The organism is Aerococcaceae bacterium zg-252 (assembly GCA_016237705.1).
GTDB lineage: Bacteria > Bacillota > Bacilli > Lactobacillales > Aerococcaceae > Globicatella > Globicatella yangjingiae.
The window spans coordinates 1008590-1023558 of the sequence record CP066204.1 but is presented as its reverse complement, the minus strand read 5'-3'; the positions used below and the strand labels follow the sequence as shown (position 1 = coordinate 1023558).

At 35.7% G+C, this 14969-nt stretch carries 8 protein-coding genes; all 8 read left to right on the top strand.

Features of this window, described 5'->3' with window-relative positions; all coding sequences use genetic code 11:
* The first annotated feature begins 161 nt into the window (after positions 1-161).
* The 8 genes from JDW14_04870 to addA all read left to right on the top strand — a co-directional run bounded on the left by JDW14_04870 (position 162) and on the right by addA (position 14932).
* The gene (locus JDW14_04870) at positions 162-779 is read left to right on the top strand and encodes a DUF937 domain-containing protein (GenBank protein QQD66431.1); all 618 of its coding nucleotides are present in this window, start codon (positions 162-164) and stop codon (positions 777-779) included.
* 178 nt (positions 780-957) lie between these two features.
* Positions 958-2118, top strand: a complete 1161-nt coding sequence (locus JDW14_04865; GenBank protein ID QQD66430.1) for a 5-methyltetrahydropteroyltriglutamate--homocysteine S-methyltransferase — start codon at positions 958-960, stop codon at positions 2116-2118.
* 250 nt (positions 2119-2368) lie between these two features.
* On the top strand, positions 2369-3529 hold the full coding sequence (locus JDW14_04860) for a 5-methyltetrahydropteroyltriglutamate--homocysteine S-methyltransferase (GenBank protein ID QQD66429.1): 1161 nt from the start codon (positions 2369-2371) through the stop codon (positions 3527-3529).
* Positions 3530-3637: 108 nt separating this feature from the next.
* A complete protein-coding gene (locus JDW14_04855) occupies positions 3638-4450 on the top strand; it encodes a DeoR/GlpR transcriptional regulator (GenBank protein QQD66428.1) in 813 nt (270 codons plus the stop codon).
* Positions 4447-5358 carry a 1-phosphofructokinase gene (gene pfkB / locus JDW14_04850; GenBank protein ID QQD66427.1) on the top strand — a complete coding sequence of 304 codons (912 nt, stop codon included), beginning with the start codon at positions 4447-4449 and terminating at the stop codon, positions 5356-5358. Before JDW14_04855 ends, pfkB begins: the two co-directional genes overlap by 4 nt.
* A complete protein-coding gene (locus tag JDW14_04845; GenBank protein ID QQD66426.1) occupies positions 5355-7319 on the top strand; it encodes a PTS sugar transporter subunit IIA in 1965 nt (654 codons plus the stop codon). The genes pfkB and JDW14_04845 overlap by 4 nt, the downstream gene beginning before the upstream one ends.
* A gap of 196 nt (positions 7320-7515) precedes the next feature.
* A complete protein-coding gene (locus tag JDW14_04840; GenBank protein QQD66425.1) occupies positions 7516-11055 on the top strand; it encodes a PD-(D/E)XK nuclease family protein in 3540 nt (1179 codons plus the stop codon).
* Entirely contained in the window at positions 11048-14932 is a 3885-nt protein-coding gene (addA, locus tag JDW14_04835) for a helicase-exonuclease AddAB subunit AddA (GenBank protein QQD66424.1), read from the top strand. Before JDW14_04840 ends, addA begins: the two co-directional genes overlap by 8 nt.
* The last annotated feature ends 37 nt before the right edge of the window (positions 14933-14969 follow it).

The following is a 14969-nucleotide window of genomic DNA, read 5'->3' as shown; positions in this document are numbered from 1 at the left end:
TTGGATTGGCAAAAGGGTATTATCTTTAATCCATTTGTTAAAATGCCTAATCTTTTTGCCAGTCCACATTTTTTGTCTATTCAACCATAAATCATATTATTATAATCATGTCTGAAAATATGATATAATATAATTATCAAAATAATGAGGAGTTCAATATTATGTCAATTTTTGAAAATGTAGGTAGTTTAATCGAGTTATTCTCGCAAGGCAATGAATCCGATGTTCAAGCAATCTCGAATCGTGCCGGAATTAACTCACAACAGGCTAATTCGATTATTAGTTTGGCATTGCCTTTAATTTTAAAAGCAATCAATAATAATACCCAAACAGATGAGGGCTTACAATCATTTGATAATGCTTTAACAGAACATGCGAATGACCCGTCCTATCCAACGGTTGCTGAACACGTCAATAATGTAGATATGAGTGACGGCTCTAAAATGTTAGACCATATAATCCCAAATCAACAAGGGATTATTGAAAAAATTGCTGATACCTTAGGTTTAACTCCAGAGGGAGTTCGCAATACCTTAGTTTTAGTAGCACCATTATTAATTCATTATTTAGCTAAAGCAAAAAATAACCAGCAATTAACACCAGAACAAATTCGTCAACAAACAGCAGCTGAGCAACGAGCTGTTGAGCAAGAAACGCATAATGGTGGTTTATTAGGTGGCTTGTTAGAGGGTGTATTCAATCAGATGACTGGTCAAACTCATCAATCACCTACAGCAGATAAAGGATTATTAGAATCAATTTTTGATTTATTAAAATAAAAGGTTTATTGTAATAGGTAAAAGTTATATTTCTTCATAAAAAACTAGAATAGCCTATCTATTGCTTTCGAATTATATTTCTCCTATAATGAACATCACATAGTTCAATTTTTTCAAATAAATTTTTTTGAAAAGGTATTGAGTAAATGATAGTTTTCATTTTAGGGGGAATATTTTTATGTCAACAAATTGTCAATGTCACAACCATTCTACTGCACCTTTTCGTGTAGACCATGTCGGGTCATTTTTACGTCCAGAACGTTTAGTTAAAGCAAGAGAGACTTTCAATAAAGGTGAACTAACTCGTGAAGCATTACGTGAAGTTGAAGATGAATTAATCAAAGAATTAGTAGATAAGCAAATTGAAGCTGGATTAAAAGGAGTAACAGACGGAGAGTTCCGCCGTGCGTACTGGCACTTAGACTTTTTCTGGGGTTTGAATGGTGTTGAACATACTCAAGCTAAAATTGGGTATCAATTCCATGATGAAACAACTAAAGCAGATAGCTGTGATGTTTTTGGGAAAATTACAGGTGAGAATCACCCATTTGTAAAAGATTTTCTATTCTTAAAAGAAGTGGTAGGAGATAGAGCAGTTGCACGTCAAACTATTCCAGCTCCAGCACAATTTTATTTTGAATTGATTCGTGATGAAGAACATATCGAACAAGTTTACTCTGTTTATGAAAGTAAAGAAGCATTATTCGCCGATATTATTGCAGCTTATAAGACAGTGATTAAGGAATTATATGAAGCTGGCGTACGCAATTTACAAATTGATGACTGTACTTGGGGTGCGATTGTTGACAATCATTTAATTGACATCTTTGCAGCTGCTGGCGGTCATACACAAAGCCCTGAAGAAGTTCGTGCAGATTTTGCAGCAGATTTCTTAACTTTGAATAATGGTATTTTAACAGATTTACCGGAAGATTTAGTTGTTAATACACACGTATGTCGAGGTAATTTCCACTCAACATGGGCGTCACAAGGTGGCTATGATGCAGTAGCTGATACATTATTCGGAGAAGAAAATGTTAATGCTTACTACTTAGAGTACGATACAGACCGTGCTGGTGACTTTACACCTTTAGCAAAAGTAACGGACGGTAAAAAAGTTGTCCTTGGATTATTAACTTCAAAATTCGGCGAATTAGAAGATAAGGAAACGATTATCGCTCGTATTAAAGAAGCAGCACAATACGTGCCGTTAGAAAACTTATACTTAAGTCCACAATGTGGTTTTGCCTCAACTGAAGAAGGAAATATTTTAACAGAAGAACAACAATGGGCTAAAATTAAACTAATCAACGAAATCGCCGAAGAAGTTTGGGGATAATTCAATAAATATGCCACCATGGAGTATTTGAACTCTATGGTGGTGTTTTTTGGCTTATTCAAGTGAGTGCTTAATCAAACTTAGCAGATAAGCTAAACACAACAGCGTAATAGGTAGTAACTATACTTATTCATAAAAAACTAGAATAGCCTATCTATTGCGTTCGAATTATATTTCTCCTATAATGAAAATCAACATAGTTCAATTGTTCTGAAAAGATAATAGTTTTCATTTTAGGAGGAATATTTTTATGTCAACAAATTGTCAATGTCACAACCATTCTACTGCACCTTTCCGTGTAGACCATGTCGGGTCATTTTTACGTCCAGAACGTTTAGTTAAAGCGAGAGAGGCTTTCAATAAAGGTGAACTAACTCGTGAAGCCTTACGTGAAGTCGAAGATGAATTAATTAAAGAATTAGTAGATAAGCAAATTGAGGTTGGATTAAAAGGTATAACGGACGGCGAGTTCCGTCGTGCATACTGGCACTTAGACTTCTTCTGGGGCTTAAATGGAGTTGAGCATACTCAGGCGAAAGAGGGATTACAATTTCACGATGAAGTAACGAAAGCAGATAGCTGTGATGTAGTAGCTAAAATCTCTGGTGAAAATCATCCATTCGTTAAGGATTATCTATTCTTAAAAGAAGTAGTAGGTGATAGAGCAGTTGCTCGTCAGTCAATTCCGGCACCAGCACAATTTTATTTTGAATTAATTCATGATGAAGAACATGTAACACAAACTTATTCTATTTATGAAGATAAAGATTCATTATTTAAAGACATTATTGCAGCATATAAGACAGTCATTCAAGATTTATATGACGCTGGTTTACGCAATTTACAGATTGATGACTGTACTTGGGGTGCAATTATTGACAATAAATTAATTGAATTATTTGCTGCAGCTGGTGGACACACTCAAACACATGATGAAATTCGAACAGCTCTAGCGACAGACATGATTACATTAAATAATGGCATTTTAACCGATTTACCTGAAGATTTAGTAGTTAATACGCATGTGTGTCGTGGTAATTTCCGTTCAACATGGGTATCGCAAGGTGGTTACGATTCAGTGGCAGATAAATTGTTTGGTGAAGAAAATGTCAATGGTTACTACTTAGAGTACGATACAGACCGTGCTGGTGACTTTACACCTTTAGCAAAAGTAACGGACGGTAAAAAAGTTGTCCTTGGTTTAATTACATCTAAATTTGGTGAGTTGGAAGACAAGGAAACTATTATTGCTCGTATAAAAGAAGCAGCACAATATGTGCCATTAGAAAACTTACATTTAAGCCCACAATGTGGTTTTGCATCAACAGAAGAGGGTAATAAGTTATCAGAAGAACAACAATGGGCTAAAATTAAACTAATCAATGAAATTGCTGAAGAAGTTTGGGGATAAAGCAGTTTACTGCCACCATGGAGTGTTTTTACTCTATGGTGGTATTTTTTTATCTTTTGACAAAATTAATTGAATAACATTATAATTTATGACAGTTTTTGGAAGAAAATGACAAATAATGCTTGCCTAATTTATTTGATTAGGTATAATGAGAGTGTAAGATTGCGAGGTGATTATTTGCTAAAAAAAGAGCGAAAACGCATCATTATAGAAAAACTGAAAAATCAAACCTTTGTGACACTTGAATCATTAGTGCATGAATTGGAATCTTCGGAGTCTACAATTCGCCGTGATTTAGATGAGTTGGAACATGAGGGTGAATGTCGCCGTGTGCATGGGGGAGCAGAACGTTTGCGTCCACTTCAAGCTGAATTAACGAATCGACAAAAATCAGTCAAAAACATTCAAGAAAAACGAATCATTGCTGAAAAGGCAGTGTCGTTGATTGAAAATGGTGATGTCATTTTTATTGACCCTGGAACTTCAACGCAAGCGTTAGTTGAATTAATTGACAATAAAACAATTACAGTAGTAACAAATTCGATTCATCATGCTGAAACATTACTATCCAAAGGTATACGCACCTGTATGATTGGTGGCTTTGTTAAGCAAAGTACCGATGCTGCTATCGGCAATACAGCAGTGGAACAGATAAAACTTTATAATTTCGATAAAGTCTTTATGGGTGTCAATGCGATGACGCTTGATTATTTGACCACACCGGATATTGAAGAAGCTGCAGTTAAGCAAGCCATTATTCAACATGGAGAAAAGGTCTATATTTTAGCAGATGAATCAAAATTTGGCTGGCGTACTTTTGCTAATGTCAGTAAAGTAGAAGACTTGACATTGATTACAACTAAATCGGTGTCGCCATTCGTGCAATCATTAAAAGAAAGAATAGAGGTGATTGAAGTATGATTTATACTGTAACACTCAATCCGTCAATCGACTATATTGTCAAAGTGGACTCTTTGACAATGGGAGCTGTCAATCGGATTGGAGCAGAATTTAAGTACCCTGGTGGAAAAGGTATCAATGTTTCACGTATTTTGAAACGTTTGGACTTACCGACTAAAGCAACTGGATTTATTGGTGGTTTTACGGGACAATTTATCTTAGATAGCTTAGCTGATGAAGATGTTGCAACACAATTTGTATCGGTGTCAACTGATTCACGTATTAATATAAAATTGAAATCAGATGAAGAAACTGAAATTAATGGTGTCGGCCCAACCATTTCTGATGACCAATTAAAAGCATTAGAATCCATTTTAGCTAATACGACTAAAGAAGATATTGTAGTATTTGCTGGCTCTGCACCGATTAATTTAACAAACCGTATTTATCAAGAGCTTATTCCAATTGCGAAACAAAATGGTGCTGAAGTCGTGTGTGATTTCGAGGGGCAAACCTTAGTGGATTCACTCCAACATCAGCCATTATTAGTCAAGCCAAATCATCATGAGTTAGCTGCTATTTATCAAGTGGAATTAAATTCAATCGAGGAAATCGTGAGCTATGGTGAAAAATTATTAGCACAAGGTGCCAAACATGCGATTGTATCCATGGCAGGCGAGGGTGCATTATTGATTACAAAAGACGGTAATTATTTTGCTAAACCAATCAAATGTACAGTAAAAAATTCTGTTGGAGCAGGCGATTCAATGGTAGCTGGTTTTACTGGTATCATGAGTAAAACGGGTGATGCACTTGAGGCATTCAAATGGGGTGTTGCTTGTGGCTCTGCAACAGCATTTTCAGAAGATTTGGCAGATGCAAGTTATATTAATCAATTATATCAACAAGTGGAGGTAGAAAAAATATGAAAATCCAAGATGTATTACGTAAAGATGCCATGATTTTAAATTTAACATCGACATCTAAAGCAGATGTTATCGATGAAATGGTAACAAAATTAGTTGAAACAGGTTATGTAAGTGATTTTGAAACTTTTAGAACCGGTATTTTAAATCGTGAAGCACTTACTACAACTGGTTTAGGTGACGGAATTGCGATGCCACATGCTAAAAACACTGCAGTAAATGAAGCAACTGTTTTATTCGCAAAATCTGCAACTGGTTTAGATTATGAGTCACTAGACGGACAGCCAACTGATTTATTCTTTATGATTGCTGCACCAGAAGGAGCAAATGATACTCATTTAGCAGCTTTAGCAGAATTATCACAATATTTAATGAAAGACGGTTTTGCTGACCGTTTAAGACAAGCGACAACACCTGAAGAAGTAATTGCGACTTTTGATGCTGAAGCAGAAAAAGCTGAAAAGGCAGAAGAAATAGTGGAAGAAGTAAGTGTTGACACAACTAATAGCGAGCGTCCTTTCATCGTTGCTGTTACAGCATGTACAACGGGTATCGCTCATACCTATATGGCAGAAGAAGCATTGAAAAAACAAGCAGCTGCAATGGGTGTTGACATTAAAGTTGAAACAAATGGTGCGTCTGGTGTAGGTAATCGTTTAAATGATGCTGATATTGCTCGTGCTAAAGGGGTTATTATTGCAGCTGATAAAGCAGTTGAAATGCCACGTTTTAATGGTAAAGCCTTAGTATCTCGTCCAGTAGCTGACGGTATTAAAAAGACAGAAGAACTTATTAATATTATTTTAGAAGATAAAGCTGAAACTTATACGGCAACAACTGATTCTAAACAAGTAGCGAGTCAAGATACAACAAGTTTAGGTGGAAAATTCTATAAGCACTTAATGAGTGGAGTATCTCAAATGTTACCATTCGTTATCGGTGGTGGTATTTTAATTGCTATTGCATTCCTATTGGATAACTTATTAGGTGTTCCAACGGATAAATTAGGTAGTTTAGGTTCATACAATCAAATTGCTGCTACATTTATGAGCATTGGTCAAGCAGCTTTTGGCTTTATGTTACCAATCTTAGCTGGTTTTATTGCTTTTTCAATTGCTGAAAAACCAGGTTTAGTAGCCGGATTTGTAGCTGGAGCAATCGCTAGTAGTGGTTTAACTTATAGTAGTATTTCATACGGAGCAGCAACTGGTGACGTGGCAGCGTCTGTATCATCTGGTTTCTTAGGTGCATTAGTCGGTGGTTTTGTTGCCGGTGGTGTCATCTTAGTATTACGCAAATTATTAGCAGGTATGCCACGTTCATTAGAAGGTATTCGTTCAATTCTATTGTTACCATTATTAGGAACATTATTTACTGGTTTAGCAATGTTATTTATCAATACGCCAATGGCTATTATCAATACTGGATTAAATAATTTCTTAGAAGGATTATCTGGTGGCTCAGCTATTTTAATGGGCTTAGTATTAGGTGGTATGATGGCAGTGGACATGGGTGGACCTGTTAACAAAGCAGCCTATGTTTTTGGTACAGGTACTTTAGCTGCAACAGTGGCTGACGGTGGTTCAATTGTCATGGCAGCCGTTATGGCAGGTGGTATGGTTCCACCAATCGCAGTCTTTATTGCGACATTATTATTTAAAGATAAATTTACTGAAGAAGAACGTAATTCTGGTTTAACAAACATTATTATGGGATTATCATTTATCACTGAGGGAGCGATTCCTTATGCTGCTGCTGACCCAGCACGTGCGATTCCAAGCTTTATGCTAGGTTCAGCTATTGCAGGAGCATTAGTCGGATTAGCAGGCATTAAATTAATGGCACCACACGGTGGTATCTTCGTAATTGCCTTAACAAGTAATCCTATTTTATATATCCTATTTATCTTAATCGGAGCATTTGTATCCGCATATGTATTCGGATATTTAAGAAAAACAAAGTAATTACATAGTGTGAGTGAGAACGTATTTTACAGCACATTTAGTCATATTAAGAGCCAACAGTTATCATGCTGTTGGTTTTTTGTCATTCAATTTCTCAACTTCTATTCGTCAATCAGTCTTAATTTTGGTAAAATATTATTGATTATGATTGCAAAATATCATACAGTCCGAACTAAGTCGGAAAAGGGGGAGTAAAATGGCACTTCAAATCATCACAGGTAATTTATTTGTTAATAAGAAAAAAGCAATTATCGAAAAATTATTATCGCTTAAAGCCGAAAATCCCAGTGCAAAGATTTTTTATCTAGTTCCAGAACATATTAAATTTGACATGGAAACGACACTTTTGTCAGCAATGCAAGACTATTTTAAAACACAAGAAGCAGCGACATTGGACATTCAAGTCGTCAGTTTCACACGATTAAACTGGTTTCTACTACAACAACAAGGAAAACAACAAGAAAATCTATCACAAATTGGGATTTCAATGTTAATTCGTCAAGTATTAGAGCAAGAAAAAGAGCAATTAATTGTCTATAAAGGACAGCATCGTCATCAAGGTTTTGTTGAGAAGTTACGAGTATTATTTGAGGAGTTACTGCAAGGTAATATCACGCCGGAGTCTTTATTAGATGAATCAGTAAAAATGGGTGAATTTAAGGCTGGAGAAATGGAAAATCAACGGCTGTGGGAGTTGCGTTTACTCTATCAAAAATTTTGCGAGCAACTTGATACCCAAAAGATTGGTAACTATCAATCCTTTAATCAATTAGAGCAATTTTTTAAAGAGCACGAACAGTTGGAGAATCATTACTTAGTCATTGACCACCATTATTTCTTTAATTCGCAACAATATCGTGTAATCGTTGATTTTATTCGTGCATTTGATAAAGTATGGATTACGTTGCCATTGACTCATCATGAAGCAATGCAATTAGATTGGCACCCTGTTGTTGCAGTACCAAAAGCAACTTATCAGTATTTACATCAATTGGGTAACCTGTTTCAATTTGACATCATGCCAGACTGGGACATTCATCAGCCAGAATATGACTATGCGCCAGCTATTCGTGAAGTGGCAAAATGGTTTAAAGACGCACAATCTCTAATGGGCGTCGGGCACAATGAACCGAGTCCAACTACTCATACGCATCATTTTTGGCAATTCGACTCCATTCAAAATGAAATTCGACATATCAGCAATCAAATTCACTATTTGGTGACAAAAGAGGGCTATCGTTATCAAGATATTTTAGTAGTCGCTCGTGATATGGATCGTTATCAGCAAATTGTTGGGCCTTATTTTGACATGAATCAAATACCTTATTTTTATGACCACGAAGCAAGTATGTCGCAACATCCTTTTGTTTTATGGGTAGAATCTTATTTTCGTTTGCATTTATATCGTTGGCAGTATCAAGATTTGATGTTAGTTGTAAAATCTGATTTATTATTACCTCCATGGCTAAAAGAAGCTGCAATTGAAGAAGTCCGTCACCAAAAAGGTTTATTGGAAAACATTTTACTAGCAAATGGATTTTTCGGTTATCGTTTCTATGATGAGCAGTTTAAATGGCAATTTCCACAACAAGATGAGCCGTATCAAGATTATCATGGTGTTATTCATAAACAATCTATTGGTTCATTAATAAAGCAATGGCGTCAGTGGCTCATTGAAGTTTTCTATCGACCACTTCAGACATGGAAACGAGAGAACAATGGAACAGAGGCAAGTAGTTGGTTTTATCAATTATTAGAGCATAGTGGTATCAAACAACAATTAATGATGATGCGAGATAATGCAATTGAAACAGGGCATATTGAAACTTCTCAACGCTTAGAACAAGTGTGGCAAGTATTAATGAATACTTTAGATGAATTTCATTTACTCTATGGTGACAAAGTAATTGATTTTATCTTGTTCAGTGAGTTATTGACTACTGGATTGACACAAGCAACGTATCATATTATTCCACCGACAATGGATCAAGTGACCATTACGAGTTTGGATAGTCCACGAGTTAGACCAGCTAAAATTTGTTTTGCTATTGGTATGGACGATTTAACTTTACCACGATATGTTCAATCAGATTCCTTATTAACACAGGAAAATCGTATTACTATTCAAGAACGCTTATTGCCATATCAATCAATTCAAGATTTTTCGGTTAATCGCAACCGAATGGAATTATTGATTACACAACAGCTCTTATTAAATGCGACTGAACAACTGTATCTTTCTTACGCTGCAACGGTTAATGGTCAAGGACGTGTTTTATCACATTTATTAGATAGTGTGCGTAAAGTCATTCGACAACCGCTTGAAGTATTTAATGAAGAAGAACATCCATTATTCCAACAAGAAAGAATCCATACTAATCAAATCGGTCAGGCTGCCATGCAATTGTCACCTGTATTAGCACTTATGCGAACGTCTTACCAGCAAAGTCAAGCATTGACAAAGGCACAATTACATTTAGTTCATTATTTATTGGAACAACCGATTGCTAAAAAGCAACAATGGAATAATTTAATTAAGCAATTGTTTCGTTTTCACGCATTGCCAACGAATTTATCAGCAGAAACTGCGATTCAATTATTCAGTCGTAATATTATCGCATCAGTATCGAAAATCGAACAATATTATCAGGACCCATTTAGTCATTATTTAGTTTATGGATTACGTTTAAAAGAGCGAGAACAATATACTATGGATGCTGCGAAAACAGGGGATTATTTTCACTCTATTCTCGATTATGTCATGCGTTCACTCATTGATGACCAACAAAAACTCGCGGAAGTTTCTAAAGAGTCATTGCAACACTATTTAGATAAAGCCTTACAAGCAATCAATCAGGAATGGCGATTTAATTTATTTGATAGTCACCCACGAATGCAAGCAATTCGTTTGCAATTGAATCAACAATTATGGCATTTTCTTCAATTTAGTCAACGGCAACAGCAATTAACACAAGTTCAAACGCTTCAAACAGAGGCAATCTTTGGTGTTAAAGATTCCTTATCTGGATTTGAATATCCATTAAAAAATGGTGGGAAATTATATATTACCGGAAAAATTGACCGTATTGATATAGTGCCTACGCAGCAAAAATTACAAGTTATTGATTACAAATCTGGACAAAAACAATTTGATTTGAGCGATGCATATTATGGATTAGACTTGCAAATCTTAACTTACTTAAATGTGGCATTAAAAAATTATGCTGATTTCACTCCAGTTGGAGCATTTTATCAGCCATTAATTCATCAGTATCAAGAGGCTACTCGAGAATTATTATCAGAGAATGACTTAATGACATCGGAATATTTATTAAAAGAGCATGTCCTCAAAGGATTTGTGACCGTAGCACCTGATGAATTAGCGACTATTGAGCCAGCTTTTTCTGATAACAAGAATAGTCTGATTTATCCAGTTAGTAAGCTAAAAAATGGTAATTATTCGAGTTCTAGTGTCTATATCGACCATGATAATTTAGCACGATTACTTAAAATGACCAATCAACGCTTTATTCAAGCGGCTGAAGCGATGCAATCTGGCGAAATACAGCTAGTCCCATACAAAGACTATCCTTATACGACAGCTTTACAGCCACAATATCGAGTAATTTCAGGATTTGATGCAACAGAACATTATCACTTATATCGTCATCGTAATATTAAATCAAAAGAAGTATTATCTTTATTAGAAGAAGAGGAGGCAACAAAAAATGATTGAACCAAAACCGTTAAATAGTACCTTTAACGATGAACAATGGCAAGCCATTCAACAAACAGGATCTAATCTACTCGTTGCAGCCTCAGCTGGTTCTGGAAAAACAACGGTCTTAATTGAGCGTATTTTGACCCATATTAAAAAGCAATATGCCGAGATTGATGAATTGCTAGTCGTGACCTTTACCGAATCGGCTGCGAATGAAATGAAAGAACGAATGGAATCGAAGTTAAAAGAAGCGATTAAAGACGGCTTGCAGCCAGAAACACAACGCTTGTTATTAAATCAAATTCAAAAATTACCGTTGGCTCATATCCGAACGCTGCATAGTTTTTGCTTGCAAGTCATTCAACAATTTTTCTATCTGATTGACTTCAATCCTAGCTTTTCACTGTTAACGGACGAAACCCAAAAACAATTGATGTACCAAGAAGTATGGGAGCAAGTATTAAGTGATATTTTAACTGGAAAAGTTAACGATTTATCACCTGAAATACTACGTGATTTAATGCGTCGTTACTCGAATCCACGTGATGATAAGGGCTTATATCAATTAGTGCTTGATTTACATCATTTTTCATCTTCACACCCAGAACCGATGATTTGGTTAGAAAATTTAGCGAATAATAGCTTAGACTTTGAACATTTTGGTAAATCTGATTTATATGCCAAACATTTAAAACCATCTTTGGAATCATCAGCACAGACAGCTTATCAATTATTGGAAACGGCACTCAATCAACTACAAGGTGCTAGTGATGAGATTCAACAAAAATATGTTGCCACATTATCACAGGAACAAAATCAAGTTGCTCAATTACTCGAAGCAATTTATCAAGGTCAATTAGATGTACTCAGTCACGCGATTGGTGTAATTGAATTTAAAAAATGGCCAACAAAACCACGTAAAACTGAAGAGGGCGAATTAATCGATAGCATTAAATCATTGCGTGACCAAGCTAAAGAACGAGTTGTTAAACAATTGAGTGGTATTATTCGCTTAGATTATGCTCACTATACTGAAACAGAACAAAAAATTGCTCCTATTATTGAACAATTAGGGAAGTTAACTCGTCTGTTTAAAAATCAATTAACGCATCATAAACGCTCAAAAAACTTAATTGACTATAATGATTTGGAACATTTAACCCTTGATATTTTAGCACCCTATAATGAATCTACTAAACGTCGTGAGGCAAGTATTGCTGCAAGCTATTATCAAGAACTTTTTAAAGAAGTACTAGTAGATGAGTATCAAGACATTAACGAGATTCAGGCAACGATTTTAGCATGGTTATCACATGAGCATCGTGATGATTTATTAGGTAACTTATTCATGGTAGGGGATGTTAAGCAATCGATTTATGGTTTTCGTATGGCAGAACCGAGTCTATTTATGGAAAAATATCGCCATTATCAAAATCATAATGGTGGTGAATTAATTGTACTCGATAAAAATTATCGTTCACGTGATGAAGTCTTACAATTTACCAATTTCATCTTTGAACGACTAATGGATGAACAATTTGGTGAAATGCCTTATGCCGAAAAAGAAGCACTCAAAACTGGTAACTGGTCTTTTATACCTGAAGCTCCCCATGCTGATTTTAATATTGAATTATTATTGCATGAAAAAGATAGCGACGAGGAAGATTTGACTGAAGACGATGCAGATAATCCATTTGATGCGTCCGTAGAAGCACAGGCACATTTAATCGCCCAAGATATTTTAGGCAAAATAGAGCGTGGCACGATGATTTATGACAAACAATTAAAGGTAGAACGCCCGTTGGAATTTCGTGATATTGTGCTATTGACGTCAACACGTGGGCCATTTTTAGCCGTACAACAAGCATTTCAACAGTATCAAATACCAATCAATGCTCAGAAAGTAGATACTTATTTTCAACGGCAAGAAGTGCAGCTGATGTTAGCTTTATTAAAATTAATCGATAATCCAAGACAAGATTTACCATTAGTGGCAATATTACGCTCATTCTTTGTCGGATTAGATGATGAAGCATTGAGTAAAATACGCATTGAACAGAAAAATGGCAGCTACTATGATGCGTGTATTCACTATCTTAGTATGCAAGAAAATGAAATTAGCCAAAGTTTGCAAGATTTCTTTAAAAAATTGACCCATTGGCAAAATCAAGCAAATGAACGTCGTTTAGTTGAATTAATTTGGTTAATTTATCAAGAAACTTACTTTTTAGATTATGTCGGTGGCTTATCTAATGGTAAGCAGCGTCAAGCGAATTTACATGCCTTATATGAATATGCTGCTAATTTTGAGCAATCGTCCTTTAAAGGCGTATTTGGTTTCGTTCGCTACATTGAAGAAGTGACGCAACATCAACAAGATTTGGCTGAACCGGTCTTATTGTCAGATGACCAAAATTTTGTTCGCATGATGACCGTCCATGCGAGCAAGGGCTTGGAGTTTCCAGTCGTCTATTTGATGAATTTGAATAAGTCGTTTAATATGCAAGACGTTAATCAGAAACGTTATCTACTGTCAAAACATTTTGGTTTAGGAACAGATTTATATGACTATGAACAATTATTGCGTTATCCGTCATTGGTGAAAGCAGCCATGAAAGTTGAAAAATCATTGCTACTAAAAGCAGAAGAGATGCGAAAATTATACGTTGCTTTAACCCGATGTGAACAACAGTTAATTTTAGTAGGTAGTATTAAAAATCAAGTAACATGGCAAGAGCAAACTGATTTAACACGAGAATTAACGTCAACGCAGCAAAAACAAATTGCATTACAAGAGCGTCAACAAGCGAGAAGTTGGTTAGACTGGATTCGACAAGCATTGGCTGTGTCAGATACATTAGAAAAACAAGTCGCACAATTTAAGATTGATCAAGTAACAACTAAATTTTTTGCGACTGCATTAATTGAAGAAAGACGCCGTAGAATGACTACACAGCAAACAAGTCTTGATACAAATCAGTGGTTAGAACACACCTTGCAAGCAATAGAGAACATTTCATCAGAAGGAACAGTAGATTCTCCATTATTAACCTTAATGGATGAATTAGCTAATCCACAATATGCGTATCGTTTAGCTAGTAATACATCAAGCTATCAGTCGGTGTCCGAATTAAAACGTATGTATGAAGAACCAAGTCATCAGCAATTGAGCCATTTTGAAGACCGTAGTATCACAAAAGTCACAGCGAAATCAGTCGAAGACTCGTCTGCTCACAAAATTCAAAGTATTCGATACACACAAGACACTTTTGAGCCGCCACGCTTTATGCAAGAAAAAGTTATGTCTTACGCTGAAATCGGTACATTAACTCACTTTGTTATGCAGCATTTAAACTTTTCATCAATTAGCGAACCCTTAGTGGAGTGGGTGCAGAGTGAATTAGAACGAATGGTGTCCGAAGATTTGTTATCGGACGAGCAGCGTAAGATGATTCAATTGGATAAAATTGCTCGTTTTCTAGCGTCCGATGCAGGACAAGCATTAGTTAAATATACTGCATCTGTCAAAAGAGAGCAAGCATTTTCTTATTTACTACCGGCTCATTGGCTATTTAAAGCTCAATTAACTGATGAAACGATACATCAATTAGCCGATAATCAATTACTTATTCATGGGGTCATTGATACCTATTATGAAACAGAGAAGGGCATTGTGCTACTTGACTATAAAACAGACCGCTACCGTCCTTATGGCACGCAAACACGTACCGAACAAATCGCAACAATTGTTGAAAAATATAAATTCCAAATTAGTTTATATACTAAAGCCTTGACCGTAGCGACAGGCAAACCTGTCGTTTCTGCCAGTCTTGTCTTACTGGATTTTGATGAAGTTTACACTTACGATGAGTTGTATCAATTTGAACAATAGGTTAATTGTTTTTAATTTCAAAAAGATTAAAAATAGG